The organism is Paenibacillus sp. FSL R10-2736, assembly GCF_038000245.1.
GTDB lineage: Bacteria > Bacillota > Bacilli > Paenibacillales > Paenibacillaceae > Paenibacillus_AQ > Paenibacillus_AQ phytohabitans.
This window is the reverse complement of sequence record NZ_JBBOBN010000001.1, coordinates 3,690,860-3,710,908: the sequence shown is the minus strand read 5'-3', so window position 1 is coordinate 3,710,908 and position 20,049 is coordinate 3,690,860. Positions and strand designations below refer to the sequence as shown.

Sequence of the window (20,049 nt, the reverse complement as noted above, 5' to 3'; positions counted from 1 at the left end):
TGTCTATTCAGGATGTTTCGGGCTGACCCGCTGCTGCAAATCATCACGATCATTGAATCGCCTATCTTTTCCGTAGAATTAGCTATTATAGATTGCACTGCGTTAAAACTATAATGAGTGTGTATTGCAGTGAGAGGGGGCTGGGCAGAACTATCGCAAGCCGGTTGAGTAGAGGCAATATCAGTAGAGTGGCACCTGCACGTTGGAAGCGAATGATGGATTGGTAAGGATTTAATTTTTTGTAATCGCTATCATTCTAGTACTTCAGAAAATTCTATGTGCCATTCTAACATCAGATTAAGGAGGATTATAATGCGCAACAAGTATGTCGTATGGTCGCTTGTAGTAACGCTGCTAATCTCAACTCTGTTTATGGCCGCCGGACCGCTGACACATTCATCAGCTGCCGGTGGACAGAATCTGACACTTAACAAAACCATTACTTCCAGCGGCCAATCGCAAACGTATACGCCTGACAATGTCAAGGACAGCAACCAGAGCACCTATTGGGAAAGCACAAATGATGCTTTTCCCCAGTGGATTCAGGTTGACCTGGGTGCGCTTACCAGTATTGACCAGCTTGTGCTAAAGATTCCTGCAGGCTGGGAGACACGCACGCAGACGCTGGCCGTACAAGGGAGTACGAACGGTTCCACATTTACAGATATCGTGGCTTCGGCAGCCTATGTATTTAATCCATCGGCTGCTGGCAACAGTGTCACGATTAACTTTGCAGCAGCCAGTACGCGTTATGTGCGCCTGCTCGTAACCGCGAACACCGGATGGCCGGCAGCCCAGTTCTCTGAGCTTGAAATTTACGGCTCCAGCAGCCCAACGGCCACGCCTGCAGTCACTCCTGCTGCAACTCCGGTTCCGGCCGGTACCTATGAAGCAGAATCTGCCGCACTCTCCGGCGGGGCGAAAGTGAACACTGATCATGCGGGTTACTCCGGTACGGGTTTTGTTGACGGTTATCTGACCCAAGGACCGGCAACTACCTTCACGGTGAGTGTAGCTGCAGCGGGTTCGCGGAATGTTACGCTGAAGTACGCTAACGCGAGCGGAAGCGATAAGACCCTCAGCATCTATGTGAACGGAGTCAAAATCCGCCAGTCCACCTTGCCGAATCTGGCGAACTGGGATACCTGGAGCACGAAGGCCGAGCTCCTGACGCTGAACTCCGGCAGTAATACCATCGCCTACAAATATGATGCCGGTGATACGGGTAACGTCAATCTGGATCAGATTGTAGTAGCGGCAGCAGTGACCGCCACGCCGACACCTTCACCTACAATAGCTCCAACAACGGCTCCATCACCAACACCGGTACCTACGGCTACGGTGGCGCCTACTTCCACAACTACACCTGCGCCTACCGCAACTCCAGTTCCGACGGCATCTCCAACGCCGACCGCCACACCGGTTCCAACGCCAACGGCGTCCCCTGGAGGGAACATCGCCATTGGTAAGGCGATCAGCGCATCCTCCAGCACACAGAATTTCGTTGCCGGTAATGCCAACGACAACAATACGGCTACTTACTGGGAAGGAAGCGGCAATCCAAGTTCGCTCACGCTTGATCTCGGCGCCAATCATAACATCACTTCGATTGTACTGAAGCTGAACCCGGCCACGGAATGGGGGACACGGACTCAGAATATTCAAGTACTAGGACATAATCAGAGCACGACAACCTTCAGCAATCTGGTCTCCGCTCAGGCGTATACGTTCAACCCAGCCAGCGGAAATACGGTTACCATTCCCGTTACGGCAACCGTCAAGCGTGTCCAGATCAATATTGCTTCCAATTCAGGTGCCCCTGCGGGACAGATTGCCGAGTTCCAGGTCTATGGAACACCTGCACCGAACCCTGACCTGACGATTACAGGCATGTCATGGACTCCGGCTTCTCCCGTTGAGACGAATGAGATTACATTGAATGCCATTGTGAAGAATAGCGGCAGTGCCGCAGCAGCGGCCACGACAGTCAATTTCTATCTGAACAATGAGCTGGCAGGCTCGGCCTCGGTAGCCGCTCTGGCAGCGGGTGCTTCGGCAACCGTGTCATTGAATGCCGGTACCCGAACAGCCGCCACCTACCCGCTCAGTGCCAAGGTAGATGAGACTAATCAGATCATTGAACAGAATGACAGCAACAACAGCTACAGCAGTCCTTCATCACTTGTTGTTGCTCCTGTATCAAGCTCTGACCTTGTAGGTACGACATCCTGGACACCGGGCAATCCGGTAGCTGGTAATAGCGTATCCTTTGCAGTCAATCTCAAGAATCAGGGGACGATTGCTTCCGCAGGAGGTGCGCATGGAATCACTGTAGTATTGAAGAATTCAGCTGGCTCCACCGTGCAGACCTTCACCGGATCCTACAGCGGGGCGATTGCTGCCGGTGCTTCTGTGAATGTCTCCATCCCGGGGACATGGAGCGCTGTCAACGGCAATTACACCGTCACCACAACAATTGCTGCAGATGCGAATGAAGTTACGACCAAGCAGGCTAATAATGTGAATACCGTTAATCTGGTTGTATATGCCCTGCGCGGAGCAAGCGTGCCCTATGCCCGCTATGATACGCAGGATGCGACCCGTGGCGGATCTGCTGCACTGAAATCTGCTCCAAACTTCGATCAGACGCTGATTGCTTCAGAAGCATCGGGTCAGAGTTACGTAGCGCTTCCTTCGAATGGCTCTTATGCCCAGTGGACCGTCCGTTCAGGTCAAGGCGGCGCCGGGGTCACGATGAGATTCACCATGCCAGATTCGGCTGACGGTATGGGTCTTACCGGAGCGCTGGATGTATACGTAAACGGCACCAAAGCCAAAACAATCCCGCTTACATCCTATTACTCCTGGCAATATTTCTCCGGCGACCAGCCCGGTGATGCACCAAGTGCCGGACGTCCGTTGTTCCGCTTCGATGAAGTACACTGGAAGATGGATACACCGCTTCAGCCGGGCGATACGATCCGTATTCAGAAGAATAACGGGGACAGTCTGGAATACGGGGTAGACTTCCTGGAAATCGAGCCTGTCCCGACAGCGATTGCCCGACCGGCCAACTCGGTATCGGTAACCGAATACGGTGCAGTTGCGGGTGATGGACAGGATGATCTTGCAGCCTTCAACAGCGCGGTTACAGCAGCAGTCGCAGGCGGCAAATCACTCTATATTCCGGCCGGAACCTTCAATCTAAGCAGCATGTGGGTGATTGGCTCCGTCAGCAATATGATCAATAACTTTACGGTTACTGGTGCTGGTTACTGGCATACCAACCTGCAGTTCACCAATCCTAATGCTGCGGGCGGCGGGATCTCGCTCCGCATCCTGGGTAAGCTTGATTTCAGCAATGTCTATATGAATTCGAACCTGAGATCACGTTACAACCAGAATGCCATCTACAAAGGCTTCATGGATAACTTCGGCAATAACTCTATCATCCATGATGTCTGGGTAGAGCATTTTGAATGCGGCATGTGGGTGGGGGATTATGCACGGACCCCGGCAATCTTCGCGAACAATCTGCTTGTGGAGAACAGCCGCATCCGTAACAATCTGGCTGACGGCATCAACTACTCCCAGGGTACCAGCAACTCGACCGTCCGCAACACCAATGTGCGCAATAACGGAGACGATGGTCTGGCCGTGTGGCCGAGCAACACTTTCGGTGCTCCGGATGGGGTGAATAATACCTTCTCGTACAATACAATCGAGAATAACTGGCGTGCCGGCGGTATTGCCTTCTTCGGAGGCAGCGGCCACAAGGCGGATCATAACTACATTATCGACACGGTAGGCGGTTCCGGCATCCGACTGAACACGACCTTCCCGGGTGCGCATTTCAACAACAACACGGGCATTCTTTTCTCGGATACCACGATTATCAACAGCGGCACCAGCCGTGACTTGTATGACGGGGAACGCGGTGCGATTGACCTCGAAGCTTCGAGTGACCCGATCAAGAACGTAACGTTCACTAACATCGATATCATCAACACCCAGCGCGATGCGATCCAGTTCGGGTATGGAGGAGGATTCTCCAATATCGTATTCAACAACATCAACATTAACGGCACAGGGCTCGATGGAGTAACTACCTCACGCTTCTCCGGCGCCCATAAGGGAGCTGCGATCTACACGTATACCGGCAATGGCTCGGCTACATTCAATAACCTGACTACCAGCAATATTGCTTATCCAAGCCTGTATTATATCCAGACCGGATTTGGGCTGCTGATACAGTAGACAGGGATAGTAAGGGGAGGGGCTCAAGCGGGCTCCTCTTTTTTTATTGAATATAATTCATGATCTTCGATAAATTACGACAGCGTAATATCTGCCCTCCATGCTATCCTATTACTAATACATAATGGCTATACAAAGGGGAAACGTTGATGAAAAGGTTGCTTTATATCATTTTGGCAGTAGGTTTAATGATGAGTGTAACGCTCACGGGAGAGACGGGCAGTTCATATGCTGCACAAGCTGATAAGGTATTGCGTATTGGTCTGGGAAGTCTTCCAGAGGTACTTGACCCGGCAGTAATTGCAGATGACAGTTCAGTTACGGTTGTCAAAGGATTGTTCGAAGGCTTGGTCCGCCTGAATGCTGCTGGCCAGGCTGTGCCGGCAATCGCAAAATCATGGACCCTATCGAATGATGGCCTAACCTACACCTTCACCCTTCGTTCGAATGCGAAATGGAGCAATGGGCAGCAGGTGCTGGCCTCGGACTTCGAGTATGCCTGGAAGCGGGCGCTCGCACCGGAAGCAAAGCATGTCTACGCTTTTAATATGTACATGATTAATAATGCGCAGAACTACAACGAGGGAATTCTCAAGGATGCTGCCAAAATCGGCGTAAAGGCGTTGAATAAAACTACTCTTCAGGTCACATTAAAGGAGAAGAGCTCCTATTTCATCCAGCTGCTCGCGGAGAGCATCTATCTGCCGGTGTACCCGAAGACCGCAAAGGCCAACAGCAAATGGGCAACAGACATCAAATCAATGGTAACTAATGGTCCATTTAAGCTGAAGCAGTGGTCCTACAAAGAAATTATTCTAGGTAAGAATCCGGATTATTATGCGGCCAAAGAAATCAAGCTGTCTGAGGTACGCTTGCTTCTGCCAAAAGCCGGAACTGCAAATCCGACGGCTGCTTTCGTCAATAAAGAGGTGGATTGGGTTGGAGGGGGAGGACAAGAGATTCTGGATTCATCTTCTATAGATTACAGAACCTCCAAGCTTACTTATGAAGCGCCTTATGCATCTAATTATTACTATCAATTCAATCTGAATAAGGCTCCTTTCAAGAATCTGAAAATACGTAAGGCATTGGCTATGGCCGTTGACCGCGAAGGACTGCGTTACGGTACTCCTGCATTTGGAGTTGTTCCCCCAAGCATTCACGGGGCGAAGCTGAATTTCAGGTCAGAGGTCTCCGACAAAGCCTATTTTAAAGAAGATGCTGCAATGGCCAAGGCGCTGCTGGAAGAAGGGCTGCGTGAAGAAGGTTTGACTACCCTTCCAGAATTTACAATTATTATGAATGATGAAGGCGACCATGCTTCCATTGCAGAGACTGTCATTTCGGATTGGAAAGAGAAGCTTGGCATTCAGGCAAGCATTGAGGTTCAGAGCTGGCCAGAGCTGATGGATAACCGGGTGAATCAGAATTTCTCGGTGGCTAGAGCTGGTTGGGGCGCTGATTTCAATGATCCGGCATCTATGCTGGAGCTGTTCACCTCCTGGAGTCCGGATAATGATTCAGGCTGGAGCGATGAATGGTATGACGCTTATATAAAGGAAGCCCGGCAAACGGCAGATCCTGTTATACGCATGCAAATCTATACGAAAGCTGAAAAAATGCTTATCGACCAAATGGTGATTCTCCCGCTGTTTTATTGTGTTTCCGGTGTACTGCATAATCCTTCAATCCAAAATGTATACGTCGACTACGACGGGTCTATAGCTTTTACAAGAGGGTTTTGGATGTAAATTTAGGAGAATCTATACAGGAGCTCGGTATCTTACCGCAGCTCTTTTTTTTGCACCTGAACGCATCGGCAAGACAAGGCATGAATAGAAGTGGTAAAATTTACTCAACTGATTTCAACAGGAGGCAAATGATGATGCGGATTGAACCCAGAGAGCTCAGCTACAAAGCATTCCCTGCATCGGAAGCGACAGCGGCGGGGATGAAAGTGCTGACTATGAATCCTGACGCGGTCTATTGCACGGTGCTGCATAATCATACCTATTGCGAGAGGGGCGGTCGGCCTCTGCATATGCATCTGATATTACCGTCACAGCATGAACGTCCGGATGCAACCTGGCCGCTGCTGGTGTTCGTGCAAGGTTCGGCATGGAGGCAGCAGCATCTGGATGCGAATCTCGCACCGCTGTCCTGGATATCCAGACAAGGCTATGCTGTTGCAATCGTGGAATACCGCCCGTCAGACATAGCGCCGTTCCCCGCGCAGATCCAGGATGTCAAGACAGCTATAAGGTATCTGCGGAAGAATGCCGGGCAGTTTAATATTGATCCGGAACAAATCGTAATTTGGGGAGACTCCTCCGGCGGTCATACGGCGGTGATGACGGGGATAACTCCGCATGACAAGACGCTCGATACGGATGTGTACGACGGATTATCCTGCGAAGTGAAGGGAATCATCGACTACTACGGTCCTACAGATATTACCCGGATGAATGAGGCGCACTCTACGATGGACCATGCCGGAGCAGATTCTCCCGAAGGTCTGTTGATCGGAGGTCTGAATGTACTGGAGAATCCGGTGCAGGCGGAACCAACCATTATTATGAATCATATTTCGCAGGAAGTGGATATTCCGCCTATCCTAATAATCCATGGCAATAAGGATCGTCTGGTTCCTTTTGAGCAAAGTGTGCTGCTGTACAACGACCTGAAGCAAAAGGGCAAGGATGTTGAGTTCTACAAAATAGAGGGAGCCGATCATGGCGGCCCGGACTTCTGGTCTGATGAAGTGCTCGGTATTGTCCAAGCTTTTATTACAAGACTATAAAGGGCGGTTTAGATATGAAACTACTATCCTATATTCAAGAGGGCGTCACCCGGCTGGGAGTACATACGGAAGCTGGCATACTGGATGTTGAACATGCTTTGACAGCATCTGGTTACCTGAAAGGAACAAGCTCCGTAACACTGCAGGATGTAATTGCCGGAGGGCCGGAAATGCTATCGCACCTTAACGGACTTGCCGGGCAGGCAGTAAGCGGATTAACTGTGCCAGAATCAGATACCGTAGTTCTGCTCGACGAATCCACGCTGCAGATTGCCCCCTGTGTTCCCAGTCCCGGCAAAATCATCTGTATCGGACTCAATTACCGCAAGCACGCAGAAGAAACGAATGCTCCTATACCGCAGACGCTAATTCTGTTCAGCAAATTCAATAACGCGCTGGCAGCTCATCTGGAGCCGGTACCGTTGCCTGCTGCCTCGCAGAAAGTAGACTATGAGGCCGAGCTTGTAATCGTGATGGGCCGGACGGCCCGGAATGTCTCCAGGGAGGAAGCCTATAAGTACGTTTATGGATACTGCTGCGGCAATGACCTCTCCGCCCGCGATCTGCAGATGCGGACCCAGCAGTGGCTCCTGGGCAAAACCTGTGATAAATTCGCTCCGGTCGGACCTTATCTCGTAACTGCGGATGAAGTGGGGGACCCGAACCAGCTTGCGATTTCGTGTACTGTGAACGGCGAGCTTCGCCAGTCATCCAATACAGCCGATATGATCTTTAAGTGTGATGAGATTATCAGCTATATTTCACAGCATTTCACACTGGAGCCGGGAGATATGATTATGACAGGTACTCCGGAAGGCGTTATGCTGGGGTATCCGCCGGAGCAGCAGGTATATCTGCAAACCGGGGATACAGTAACCGTAGAGATCGAGAAGCTGGGACGGTTGACGAATACGATGACAATTTAGTATGGACTAATCCCGGTTGAATACTATAAGGGCATGATGAGGTCATGAGCGGATAACGCTTGTGGCCTTTTTAACATGCCGGAAGGGACACAATAATAAGTAGCAAGTCTTCACTAATCGTTCAAGATCAAGCAGAATCCGGACAGACAACGGGGCATATCTATGTTATTATATGAAATGAATGAATAAAATTATATTCATTCACAAAGATTCGAAATGAAAGTAGGATCTCATCACTACTCTGGAGGGACAGTCATGAAGAAAGTCACCGCAATCATTGGTAATCAGCAAAAGCATGCCACGTACAAGGCAGTCTGCGAATTTGAAGCTCAGCTAAGGACATACGGGGAGATTGAGTTTGAGTACATTTTCCTGAAGGATTACAGGCTTGAGTTCTGCCGGGGCTGCAAGGTCTGCTTCAGTAAAGGCGAAGAATTCTGTCCGCTCAAAGATGACCGGGATGTGCTGATCGGGAAGATGGAGAACTCCGACGGCGTTATTATGGCCACTCCGAATTATGCATTCCATGTATCGGCATCGATGAAGAATCTGCTGGACCGGCTGGCTTATGTATTCCATCGGCCGCAGTTCTTCGGCAAGACCTATACAGCGGTCGTCAACCAGGGCATTCACGGCGGCAAGGGTATCGTCAAATATCTTAGCAGTATGGGGGAGAATCTGGGCTTCCAGGTAACCCGTGGCTGTGTGCTTCATACGATGGAGCCGATAACACAAGCTGCCCGGGTGAAAAATTCACAGGAAATCCGCAAGGCCGCCGCCAGATTCTACAAAGGGCTTATGCGTTCGTCCCCTCCGGTGCCCACGTTGTTCAGACTGATGCTGTTCCGCTTGTCCCGGACCAGTATTCATAACATGCTGGATGACAAGTCCAAAGATTACCGGCATTACAAGGATAACGGCTGGTTTGAGTCGGCTTATTATTATAAAGTTCCTCTGGGCCTCTTCAAAAGACTGGCCGGACGCCTATTTGATCGGATCGGTCGAAGAATGGCTAAGAACGCTAAAATATGAATGAATAAGATAATATTCATTCACGGAGAATGGGGGATTGAAGTGAAACCAAAGTGGAAACGCAACCTGCTCATTATGTGCATTTCTGTAATTATTATTGTATTGGTTGGACTTGCTGCAGGCTGGCTGTTCACGGAGAAAGAGCGGCGTGAAGCCCGGAATGTTCAAATCGGTGAAGTGGATTTCAAACAGCTGCATGCAGGCAATTATGTGGGTGAATACGCAGGCGGGATGTATAAATGGAGGGCGAATACGGTTCAGGTAACTATTGCAGCGCAGAAAGTAACAGCGATTAAGCTGCTGGAGCACGCGGAGAATCAGCCTGCGGCTTCTACGGAGGAGCTGTTCGGCAGAGTGATCCAGGCTCAATCGCTGCAGGTAGACAGTATCAGCGGCGCTACGCTTACGAGCAAGGCTTATCTCAAAGCGATAGAAGATGCACTTGATCAAGCGCAGCGGTAACAAGCATTAACCAATACTCGGGATCGCTGACTTGGCTGAGGCTGCTTCAATAATGTCAATTAAGAAGCTTCCGCCGCCGGGACGATACGGGTTTGGGCCGGGGCTTTGGCCGGAGCAGCGAAGCGGCTTTTGAACAAATGAATCATGAAGGACAGGATGACAATCGAAAGAACGGAGTAGATCCCCTTGAACAGCCCGATGGAGTAGAACGACCCGGCGATGATCAGACCGTCTAGCACGAACATAACTTTCCCCGGATTCCAGCCGAACTTTTTATGGAAAATTAGAGCCAGGATATTGCTCCCGCCCAGCGATGAGCCGTTCAGGAACAAGTAGGACATCCCGAGACCCATGACAGAGCCGCCGATTGCTGCTCCGAACCAGCCCGGAAGAACGAATTCAGGCAAGCGGGCAGCCGCAGCTGACATCAAGCTTAAAGCGGAGACAGCGAACAGCGTGGATACGGTGAATTTCCAGCCCATTTTGAACAGGGACAGCACGTAAAAGGGGATGTTGACCAGAAGATACGTAACGGAGAAAGAAGTACCCAACCAATAGGATAAACTGAGCGACAAACCGACGGTTCCACCGGTGATGATCTCGGAATGCTTGAGGATAAGTACACCAATGCTCACGATAAATGTGCCCAGCAGCACCTTGAGGATTTGCAGTATTCCTTGTTGTAATCTCTGGCTGGCCCTGATATTTCTTTGCTCAGTGAACTCCAGTTGAATTGTATTCATGTCAGGTTTACTCACTCCATCTCTATATTGAATCATTGTTATGATTATAAAGGGAGTTCGGAAATCCGGCAAAAACATGCATTGCTGCGCGTCCGCTTGTGCGCGTATATCCTTTAAAAGGATAAAGTTACGCTTGATACGTTTGGTTTTTCGGATTATTTATGTTGAGCTGGCAGTGCAGTCTTGTCGCCAATTCTTGAAGCAGAGGCTGTTATTAAACAAGAACATACATGTTATATTTTCTCACTTATGTTTCTTGCAAGATTAGAGCATCATGAATTTTACTCACAAAAAAAGAGCTAAGCCTCCTGCCACAGCAGAGGTCCTAGCTCTTCAAGATTCATGCGAGAAATCAGCTGTTCAGCAGCTCGGATTTCTTCCGGTCGAATTCCTCTTGCGTAATTGCGCCCATATCCAGCAGCTGCTTGAATTTCAGCAGTTCATCCGCGGCACTAAATTTCTCCGGTCTTGCAGCAGCAGTTGTTGCCGGCTCTGGCTTCGAATCAAACCCTAAGTCAAAAAATTCGCCTTCAATTACATTAATCTCCGAATCTGCAACCGCACGCTGTACCTTATCCCTATCCTGCGCCAGCTGAGCCTCTGAATAATGATCGCAAGCATCGTACAAAGCTTCCCGCAGGCGGTGCCCCATAGGCTTCATGGAGAAATAGGTCATCCCGCCGGAGAGAAGTCCGCCCAGAACAGGTATGAACTTGGATGCGCCTTGGGCAAAGGTTTTCTTGGTGATTTTAATCCCGATATAAGAAGAGATTTTCTTCAGCAGCGGGTAATACATCGTTTGGGCCAAGTCTTGCCGGGTCTGCTCATTCAGCAGCTGCCGGGAATTAGGTGCGTTCAGAATGCGCAGCATCGAAGCAGAGCCGGCCACTCCGAACATCACTCCCAGATATAACGTAAGCTCACGGCTAACCTGCTCCGAATCCGGGGTGTTGCCTTGCCACAGATCCGCGCCTCCATACAGGTAGGCTAATTCCTGGGACAAGCGCATCGCTACGCCAAAAAACTGCAGGGTGTCTGCCGGAATGGTCGCCGCCATGGCTAATCCTCCCGGAAGTCCGGCTGCTGTGGAGGCTGCAGTACTTAAGATAGTACGCTTTTCAATTAGCGTCTTGGCTAGTTTGTCAATGACCGATAGGCTGATCCCGGCCTCAAGCGGTCCTCTTTCCAGAATGGTACTCATATTTCCATAAGTATCATATTTGGCAAACTGCTGAGCAAGGAATTCACTCCGGTCTACCTGTACCCCGGGAAGCTTCACTGCACCAGCCAAAATCATCTCCATTGTCCCTTGCCCGGATTGCTGTTCGTTTGTCATCTCAGATCTCCTTAGAATCGGTATGTTGAAATTTGCTACTCTACAATATTCGGCACCGCCTGCGGATCACCTCCTAAATACTGCCATCCCTCCCCTCATCTTAATGCAATCTTAATGCCACAGCCAATTCCATAATGTCATGCTGATTGTGCACATGATATACTGACGCTATCATTAAGAGTACGAACGCACGGCATGATGCCATATAGGAAGGACCAATCGAATGGCAGGATACACAACGGATGAGAAGCAGCGGGGCAGGCTGAAAATATTCTTCGGATACGCACCCGGGGCAGGTAAGACCTGTGCTATGCTCTATGCCGCCCATGAAGAACAAAAGGAAGGTATTCAGGTGGCCGCAGGCTTTATCGAGTCTCATAACAGAGCAGATACGGCGGAGCTGCTGTCAGGGCTTGAGCGTCTTCCACCGCTGGAAATATCTATTCACGGGGAAATAGTCCGGGAGTTTGACATTGACCTCGCGATCCGCAGAAGGCCGGAGCTGATCCTGGTTGATGATCTCGCCCACACCAATGCTCCGGGAGGCCGACACAAAAGAAGATATCAGGATGTGGAGGAGCTGCTGCGGGCTGGAATTAACGTATACACCACGGTAAATGTGGAACATATAGAGAGTCTGACCGATGTCGTGACCTCCATAACGGGTATTCCTGTGCTGGAGCGTATTCCGGACAGCGTATTTGACCGTGCGGATCTGGTGGAGTTTGTTGATGTCGGACCCGGCGATCTGATAGACCGTTTAAAGAAAGGCCGGATATACCCGGATGAACAGCTGCAGCAGAAACATGCCGGTTTCTTTATTCCCGAAAAGCTGATTGCCCTGCGGGAAATTGCACTGCGTTATACAGCTGACCAGCTGAACAGAATTGCCGTTCAGCTCGGGGAGAAGGCGGCCAGTGCTACCTTTTATACGAAGGATCATATACTGGTCTGCCTGTCCTCGGCAATCTCCAGCAAGAAGGTGATCCGCACTGCGGCCAGAATGGCCGACGCCCTGCATGGAACGTTCACGGCACTGTATGTGGAAACGTCGAGGACAAAAGAATTAACCGCCAAGAACAAGGCAGAGCTGCGTGAGAATCTGAGACTGGCAGAGCAGCTCGGGGCACAGGTCGCGACCGTATATGGGGAGGATGTTCCCGGACAAATTGCCGAATACGCCAAAACAAGCCGGGTCTCCAAGATCGTTCTGGGACGTTCGCAGCACAAAACCCGCTGGCCGGCCAAATCTAACATTGTCGACAAGCTGACGGCGTCCGCTCCGAATATTGATATTTACATTATTCCGGATAATGGGCCTTCCTTGTACAAAAAGTTCCCGCAATATGCCAAATCTCCGCATCTGACGCTGGCTGATACAGGTAAAACTATAGGCATCCTGGCGGTTTGTACTTTAATCGGGTTGTGGTTCAAGCATCTCGGCTTCAGTGAAGCTAATATTATTACCGTATATATTCTTGGTGTTCTGCTGGATGCGATGGTTACAAAAGGGCGGTTGTACAGCGGGGTAACTTCGATTTTGAGTGTGCTTGTCTTTAATTATTTTTTTACTGCGCCTTTTTTCTCTCTGCAGGCCTATGATTCCGGTTACCCGGTGACTTTTCTGGTGATGTTCTCAGCCTCGTTCATTACGAGCACCTTGACTTTGAGGGTTAAGGAGCAAGCCCGGGAATCCGCGCAGAAGGCTTACCGTACCGAAGTTCTGCTCGAGACAAGCCGGAAGCTGCAGCAGGCCAAGGATACTCCGGCAATCATCAACGAAACGGCACTGCAGATGGTCAAGCTGCTGGACCGGAGCATTATAGTCTATGAGGTAGTGGAGGGGGAGCTTGCCGAACCGCTGATTTTTGCCAAGGAGGAAGCTGCAGTTGATCCCCAGAGCTATATCTTCGATGATGAACGCAAGGTTGCGGAATGGGTGCTGCAGAATAATAAGCGGGCAGGAGCTTCTACAGATACGTTCTCGGCAGCTCATTGTCTGTATCATGCGGTACGCGGAGGGGATACGGTCTTTGCGGTGGCGGGCATTGTAATGGAGCAGGAAGAACCGCTGGAGGTTTTTGAGAAAAGCCTGATGATTGCCATGCTGGGTGAATGTGCCCTTGCCCTGGAGAAAGATAAGCTGAATGAAAAGCAAAAGGAAATCTCTCTGCAAATCCAGCAGGAACAGCTGCGCACCAATCTGCTGCGGGGCATTTCACATGATCTGCGCACACCGCTTACGAGTATTTCCGGCAATGCGGGCATCCTGATCGGCAATTCGATGGTCCTGAATGAAGAGCAGAAGAAGGAACTGTATAACGATATCTACGATGATTCCATGTGGCTGATCAATCTGGTGGAGAATCTGCTGTCCATTACCCGGATCGATAACGGCGCCCTTCACCTCAATTTTCAGGCGGAGCTGCTGGAGGAAGTGATTGCTGAAGCGCTGCTGCATGTAAACCGCAATAAGGATGAGCATCACATTGAGATCCGGCTGGAGGATGAGCTGCTCATGGCCAGAATGGATTCACGGCTGATTATTCAGGTCATCATCAATCTGGTGGATAACGCGATCAAATATACTCAATCCGGGTCACATATAACGGTATCCGCCAGACGCGAGGCGGGCTGGGTAGTGGTGGAGGTTGCTGATGATGGCCCCGGCATTTCAGCTGAAGCCAAAGCCAAGGTGTTCGAGATGTTCTACACGGCAGACAACGTGCGCGGCGACGGCAGGCGCGGATTAGGCCTAGGGCTGGCACTCTGCAAGTCGATTATCCACGCCCATGGCGGCAATATTGAATTACGAGATCACGCACCGCAGGGGACGGTATTCAGCTTCACCCTGCAGGCAGAAGAGGTGAACGTCCATGAATAAACCTTTGATACTTGTGGTAGAGGATGACAAACCTATCCGCAAGCTGATTACGACAACACTGGAGACCCAGGGCTATAAATATCATACGGCCGAGACAGGGGAAGCTTCAATTCTGGAGGCCGTATCCAGTCAGCCGGATATCATGATTCTGGATTTGGGGCTGCCCGATATGGACGGTGTCGATATTATCCGGAAGGTCCGGGCCTGGTCCAATATTCCGATTATTGTGGTCAGTGCGCGCAGTGAAGACCGGGACAAGATTGAAGCGCTCGATGCGGGGGCAGATGATTATCTGACCAAGCCGTTTAGCGTGGAGGAGCTGCTGGCCAGGCTGCGGGTTAGTCTGCGCCGGATCCGGGGGGACAGCGAGAAGCTGATGAAGGATTCGTCTGTTTTTACCAACGGGAATTTGCGGATCGATTACTCGGCAGGCTGTGTCTGGCTTGAGGATGAAGAAATTCATCTGACACCGATTGAATATAAGCTGCTGTGCCTGCTGGCCAAGAATGTGGGTAAGGTATTGACCCATAATTACATCCTGCATGAAATCTGGGGCAGCCATACGTATGATATTCCGGCACTGCGTGTATTTATGGCTACGCTCCGGAAGAAGATCGAGAGCACACCCTCACAGCCGAAGATTATCCAGACGCATATTGGTGTCGGTTACCGGATGCTCCAGGCGGGAGACGACAGCAAGGTGATCTGAACCGGCTGGCGGAATCCGCACAGCTCCGGTTCCAAATAACTTCCATAACCATGTCCTTAACGGACATGGTTATTTGTCGTTCCAGCTATGGAGGCGGCTAACTGGAGCGGCTGCGCTACCGGCATTTTAACGAAATCTTAATTCGCTGAAGCAAACCCTAATCCTGAACTAATGGCGGGAGTGGTAAGCTGAACCGGAAGTGAAACACAGAAGAAAGAAGGCAATATTCATGGATCTGATGTTTAGAAATATCGGTCTGCTCACGGTCATAACAACATTACTGGTGCTGATCAAAAAGAGATACGACTGGGTCGGCCTGCAGCAGGAAGGCTGCTATGAGAACTGTGATGTATATAAAGCAGCGGACCGGTTCGCTAATGGAGCGTCTCCAGAGGAGGTTCGGGCGATTCTCACAGACAGCTTCGAGTTCGATCCGAAGGGGACGGAACAGATTCTTGCCCGGGCGCTGCCCCGCAGAATGGAACCGGACGGGGGCCATCAGGCTTTTATCCAGGCGGTCAATCAGGTGCTGGGAGAGGATATTTACCGCTCTTAATGTCATCTTAATACGCCTGCTGAAACCCTAACCCTGAACTAACGGGAGAAATGTTACGCTAGACCGGAAGTTACAAGAGAGAGATTCTTATAAATTCGGATGAGGAGTGGCAAAGACAATGATGGATGTGTATATGACGGTGGCCTTGGCAGCGGTATTCGCTTTGTTCTACGCATTTGTGCAATGGTGCGGTCATGTGGTGGATGAACAAGGGGGGAATGAGTGATGGCGGTAGTCCTTGCGGCAACGTTACTCCTGTTTCTGTATCTGGTTTATGCTTTGATTCATCCGGAGAAATTTTAAAAAGGGGGCTGTAAAAGCTGAAAGAGAATCTAAACTTATGGATTAGCCATGACTGCGGTGAACATTTGGACTTCCGGCCGCTGTTGTCATCAGATTTCTTGATTTATACCGCTGATCGCGGTGGAAATCCGCTGACAAAGGCGGTCGCTAACGCTCCTACAGTTCCAAATTTCCCCTCCGTCACTTTACCTTATAACGTTGATTTTTAATCTATTGATACAGTATGGAGAGAGAGTAGGCAAGAAAGAAATGAAGGTTAGTTTGTATATTGAGGAGGGTCATCCGTGGGTATTGTGCAAATTATAGCAGTCATTCTAATTCTGGTGCTGCTGGTGAAACCGGCAGGAACTTATCTATATCATGTATTCTCAGGTGAACCGAACCGGACAGACCGGATCTTCGGCGGAACGGAGAGAGGCATTTACCGTCTGATCGGGCTGAAGCAGCGGGGCGGGATGTCCTGGAAGAAATATGCGGTCAGCTTTATTGTAACGAATATAGCCTTGGTAACATTCAGTTACATCCTTCTGCGGCTGCAGAAGGGGCTTCCGCTCAACCCGGGCGGGATTGGCAATATGGAAGAGACGCTCACCTTCAATACGGTGATTAGCTTCATCACCAATACGAATCTTCAGCATTACAGCGGGGAGACAGGCGTGTCCTACTTCTCGCAGATGGCTGTAATGACGATGCTGATGTTCACTTCGGCGGCCAGCGGATTCTCGGTAGCTGTCGCTTTTGTCAGAGGGATTACAGGCCGCAGCTCGGTGGGGAACTTCTTCGAAGACTTCGTCAAAGCGCATATCCGGGTCTTCATTCCGCTCGCGCTGCTTGTAACACTGGCGCTCGTTGCGCTTCATGTGCCGCAGACACTGAAACCTGCACTTGAGGTTACGACGCTCGAGGGGCAGAGCCAGCAGATTGCGATCGGGCCGATTGCCTCACTGGAATCCATTAAGCATATCGGAACGAACGGCGGGGGCTTTTTCGGAGCGAACTCGGCGCATCCTTTTGAGAATCCCAGCCCGCTGAGCAATGTGCTGGAGATTCTCTCCATGTGGCTGCTGCCCGCTTCCCTGCCGTACATGTACGGGAAGTTTGCCAAGAACAAACGCCAGGGCTGGATGATTTTCGGTGCGATGATGACGTTGTTCGTCGTGCTGCTGGGACTGAATTATGCTGCTGAAAGTGCGGGTAATCCGGCGGTTAACGCGATGGGCATTGATGCCTCGCAAGGCAGTATGGAAGGGAAAGAGGTGCGGTTCGGGATTGCGCAGTCCGCTCTGTTCACAACAGTTACTACAGCCGCCACAACCGGCAGTGTGAATAATATGCATGATACGCTGACGCCGCTCGGCAGCATTACGCCTCTAACGCTGATGATGCTGAATAACGTGTTTGGCGGTAAAGGTGTCGGGCTGGTCAATATGCTGATGTATGCAATACTCGGAGTCTTCCTATGCGGGCTGATGGTCGGCCGGACGCCAGAATTCCTTGGACGGAAGATTGAAGCGAGGGAAATGAAGCTGATTGCCATAGCCATTCTGATTCATCCGCTGATTATTCTGGTTCCGACCGCCGCTGCTTTTCTGACCGACCTTGGTCAGGGGAGTATCAGCAACCCCGGATTCCACGGGATGACCCAGGTTCTGTATGAATATGTGTCCTCTGCAGCCAATAACGGCTCTGGCTTTGAAGGACTGGCCGATAATACCTCCTTCTGGAATATCACAACGGGTATCGTCATGCTGCTAGGTCGGTATGTCTCGATTATCGCCATGCTGGCGGTTGCAGGTTCACTGCTGCGTAAGAAGCCGGTGCCGGAGACGATTGGTACCTTCCGTACGGATAACGGACTGTTCACCGGAATACTGATTGGTACGGTGCTGATTATCGGCGCGCTGACCTTCTTGCCGGTCATTGTCCTCGGTCCAATTGCAGAATATTTGACTTTACGGTAGGGAGAGGGAGAGAAGAGAATGAGTACTGTACAAAGAAAAAAACTGCTGACAGGTCCTATCCTTCTAAGTGCGGCCAAGGACAGTGTAGTGAAGCTTAATCCGGTAACGTTAATGAAGAATCCGGTCATGTTCGTGGTTGAGGTCGGCACGGTAATCGTACTGCTTATGGTGCTGGCACCAGGCTACTTCAATGCGGAGCATTCGGTAGGTTTCAATATTTCGGTATTCTTCATCCTGCTGTTCACGGTGCTGTTCGCTAACTTCGCGGAAGCACTGGCTGAGGGGCGCGGCAAAGCGCAAGCCGATTCGCTCAAAAAAACGAAGCAGGACATTACAGCCAATAAGCTGGCTGGATCAGCGATCAAGCAGGTTCCGGCTTCCGAGCTGCGCAAAGGCGACGTTGTTCTCGTCAGTCAGGGGGAAATGATTCCCGGTGACGGTGAGGTGATTGAAGGTTTGGCCTCTGTAGATGAATCAGCTATTACCGGAGAATCGGCGCCTGTCATCAAGGAAGCCGGCGGGGACTTCGGCTCAGTTACAGGCGGTACCCGCGTAGTTAGTGATCAGATCAAGGTGCGGATTACGAGTGATCCGGGCGAATCCTTCCTGGACCGGATGATCTCGCTGGTTGAAGGGGCGAAACGACAGAAAACACCGAATGAAATTGCCCTGAACACGCTTCTGATCAGCTTGACGATTATATTCCTGATCGTTGTAGTTACGCTGCGTCCAATAGCTGATTACATCGGCGTTCAGCTGGAGATCCCTGTGATGATTGCTCTCCTGGTCTGTCTGATCCCGACTACGATCGGCGGACTGCTGTCAGCCATCGGGATTGCCGGGATGGACCGTGTTACCCAGTTCAATGTGCTGGCAATGTCCGGTAAAGCGGTGGAAGCCGCCGGGGATATCAACACAATGATCCTTGATAAAACCGGGACGATCACCTTCGGCAACCGGATGGCGAGCGAATTCGTCACGGTAGGCGGTGAGTCAGGAACTGAGTTGGCCGCCTGGGCGGCAGTCAGCTCGCTGAAGGATGAGACCCCGGAAGGACGCTCCGTACTGGAGCTGGCCAAGAAGCTGGAGCTCAGCTATGACGGCAGTCTTGCCGAAGGCGGAGCATTCGTCGAGTTCAAGGCTGAGACCCGGATGAGCGGTATCGATCTGCGCGACGGACGCCTGGTGCGTAAGGGAGCCGTAGATTCCGTGAAGAAATGGGTGCTGTCCCAGGGCGGTGCAGTACCGGCTGATCTGGACAGCAACTCGGATGCGATTGCCCGGTTAGGCGGCACACCGCTTGCGGTTGCAGTAGATAACCGGATCTACGGGCTGATCTATCTGAAGGACACGGTTAAACCCGGCATGAAGGAACGCTTCGATGAACTGCGCAGCATGGGGATCAAGACCATCATGTGCACAGGCGATAATCCGCTGACGGCGGCTACCATTGCCCGTGAAGCCGGAGTCGATGACTTCATTGCCGAGAGTACACCGGAGGACAAGATCGCGGTTATCCGCCGTGAGCAGAATGAAGGCAAGCTGGTAGCCATGACTGGTGACGGAACCAACGATGCGCCTGCACTGGCACAAGCCGATGTGGGGCTGGCGATGAACAGCGGCACGACCGCTGCCAAGGAAGCCGCGAACATGGTCGATCTGGATTCTGATCCCTCCAAGATCATTGAGGTTGTAGCAATCGGGAAGCAGCTGCTTATGACCCGCGGGGCGCTGACTACCTTCAGTATCGCTAACGACATTGCCAAGTATTTCGCCATCATCCCGGCGATGTTCACACTGGCGATTCCGGAGATGGAAGCCCTCAATGTGATGGGGCTCGGCTCCCCAAGCTCTGCCATTATCTCGGCGCTGATCTTCAACGCCATTATTATCCCGCTGCTGATTCCGCTGGCTATGCGCGGTGTCTCCTATAAGCCGATGAGCTCTACGAAGCTGCTGGCGCGGAATATTGTCATCTACGGGCTTGGCGGCGTCATTGTTCCGTTCGCAGGGATCAAGCTGATTGATATGATTGTTAGGATTTGGATTTAGTACACTCACACGATTGAATTCTTAAGGA

General features: G+C 51.0%; 14 protein-coding genes. 12 read left to right on the top strand and 2 right to left on the bottom strand.

Annotated features, from left to right (window positions below; translation table 11 throughout):
• Nucleotides 1-312 precede the first annotated feature (312 nt).
• The 6 genes from NSQ73_RS15965 to NSQ73_RS15940 all read left to right on the top strand — a co-directional run bounded on the left by NSQ73_RS15965 (nt 313) and on the right by NSQ73_RS15940 (nt 9,477).
• Nucleotides 313-4,257: a galactose-binding domain-containing protein gene (locus NSQ73_RS15965; RefSeq protein WP_340987236.1), complete on the top strand. Its 3,945-nt coding sequence runs from the start codon at nt 313-315 to the stop codon at nt 4,255-4,257.
• A 149-nt stretch (nt 4,258-4,406) separates the two neighbouring features.
• Nucleotides 4,407-6,008, top strand: a complete 1,602-nt coding sequence (locus NSQ73_RS15960; RefSeq protein WP_340987235.1) for a peptide ABC transporter substrate-binding protein — start codon at nt 4,407-4,409, stop codon at nt 6,006-6,008.
• Between the two features lie 128 nt (nt 6,009-6,136).
• Complete coding sequence (locus tag NSQ73_RS15955) at nt 6,137-7,057, top strand: alpha/beta hydrolase (RefSeq protein ID WP_340987234.1); 921 nt, start codon at nt 6,137-6,139, stop codon at nt 7,055-7,057.
• 14 nt (nt 7,058-7,071) lie between these two features.
• Entirely contained in the window at nt 7,072-7,983 is a 912-nt protein-coding gene (locus tag NSQ73_RS15950; RefSeq protein ID WP_340987233.1) for a fumarylacetoacetate hydrolase family protein, read from the top strand.
• A gap of 255 nt (nt 7,984-8,238) precedes the next feature.
• A complete protein-coding gene (locus tag NSQ73_RS15945) occupies nt 8,239-9,015 on the top strand; it encodes a flavodoxin family protein (RefSeq protein WP_340987232.1) in 777 nt (258 codons plus the stop codon).
• A gap of 42 nt (nt 9,016-9,057) precedes the next feature.
• Nucleotides 9,058-9,477 (top strand): FMN-binding protein, encoded by a 420-nt coding sequence (locus tag NSQ73_RS15940; RefSeq protein WP_171719475.1) that lies wholly within the window; start codon nt 9,058-9,060, stop codon nt 9,475-9,477.
• A 59-nt stretch (nt 9,478-9,536) separates the two neighbouring features.
• Here NSQ73_RS15940 and NSQ73_RS15935 read toward each other — a convergent pair whose 3' ends face one another.
• Both NSQ73_RS15935 and NSQ73_RS15930 read right to left on the bottom strand, forming a co-directional pair.
• Entirely contained in the window at nt 9,537-10,220 is a 684-nt protein-coding gene (locus NSQ73_RS15935; RefSeq protein WP_340987231.1) for a YitT family protein, read from the bottom strand.
• A 352-nt stretch (nt 10,221-10,572) separates the two neighbouring features.
• Nucleotides 10,573-11,556: an SHOCT domain-containing protein gene (locus tag NSQ73_RS15930; protein WP_340987230.1), complete on the bottom strand. Its 984-nt coding sequence runs from the start codon at nt 11,554-11,556 to the stop codon at nt 10,573-10,575.
• 223 nt (nt 11,557-11,779) lie between these two features.
• On the opposite strand from NSQ73_RS15930, the gene NSQ73_RS15925 reads away from it, so the two are divergent.
• The 6 genes from NSQ73_RS15925 (at nt 11,780) to kdpB (ending at nt 20,021) form a co-directional block, all read left to right on the top strand.
• Nucleotides 11,780-14,440 carry a sensor histidine kinase KdpD gene (locus NSQ73_RS15925; protein WP_340987229.1) on the top strand — a complete coding sequence of 887 codons (2,661 nt, stop codon included), beginning with the start codon at nt 11,780-11,782 and terminating at the stop codon, nt 14,438-14,440.
• Complete coding sequence (locus tag NSQ73_RS15920) at nt 14,433-15,149, top strand: response regulator (protein WP_039291624.1); 717 nt, start codon at nt 14,433-14,435, stop codon at nt 15,147-15,149. Before NSQ73_RS15925 ends, NSQ73_RS15920 begins: the two co-directional genes overlap by 8 nt.
• A gap of 229 nt (nt 15,150-15,378) precedes the next feature.
• Nucleotides 15,379-15,705 carry a hypothetical protein gene (locus tag NSQ73_RS15915; RefSeq protein ID WP_340987228.1) on the top strand — a complete coding sequence of 109 codons (327 nt, stop codon included), beginning with the start codon at nt 15,379-15,381 and terminating at the stop codon, nt 15,703-15,705.
• A 225-nt stretch (nt 15,706-15,930) separates the two neighbouring features.
• Nucleotides 15,931-16,008: a K(+)-transporting ATPase subunit F gene (gene kdpF, locus NSQ73_RS34985; RefSeq protein WP_144026137.1), complete on the top strand. Its 78-nt coding sequence runs from the start codon at nt 15,931-15,933 to the stop codon at nt 16,006-16,008.
• Between the two features lie 284 nt (nt 16,009-16,292).
• Nucleotides 16,293-17,969 (top strand): potassium-transporting ATPase subunit KdpA, encoded by a 1,677-nt coding sequence (gene kdpA, locus NSQ73_RS15910; protein WP_340987227.1) that lies wholly within the window; start codon nt 16,293-16,295, stop codon nt 17,967-17,969.
• A gap of 18 nt (nt 17,970-17,987) precedes the next feature.
• Nucleotides 17,988-20,021 (top strand): potassium-transporting ATPase subunit KdpB, encoded by a 2,034-nt coding sequence (kdpB, locus tag NSQ73_RS15905; protein ID WP_340987226.1) that lies wholly within the window; start codon nt 17,988-17,990, stop codon nt 20,019-20,021.
• Nucleotides 20,022-20,049 lie beyond the last annotated feature (28 nt).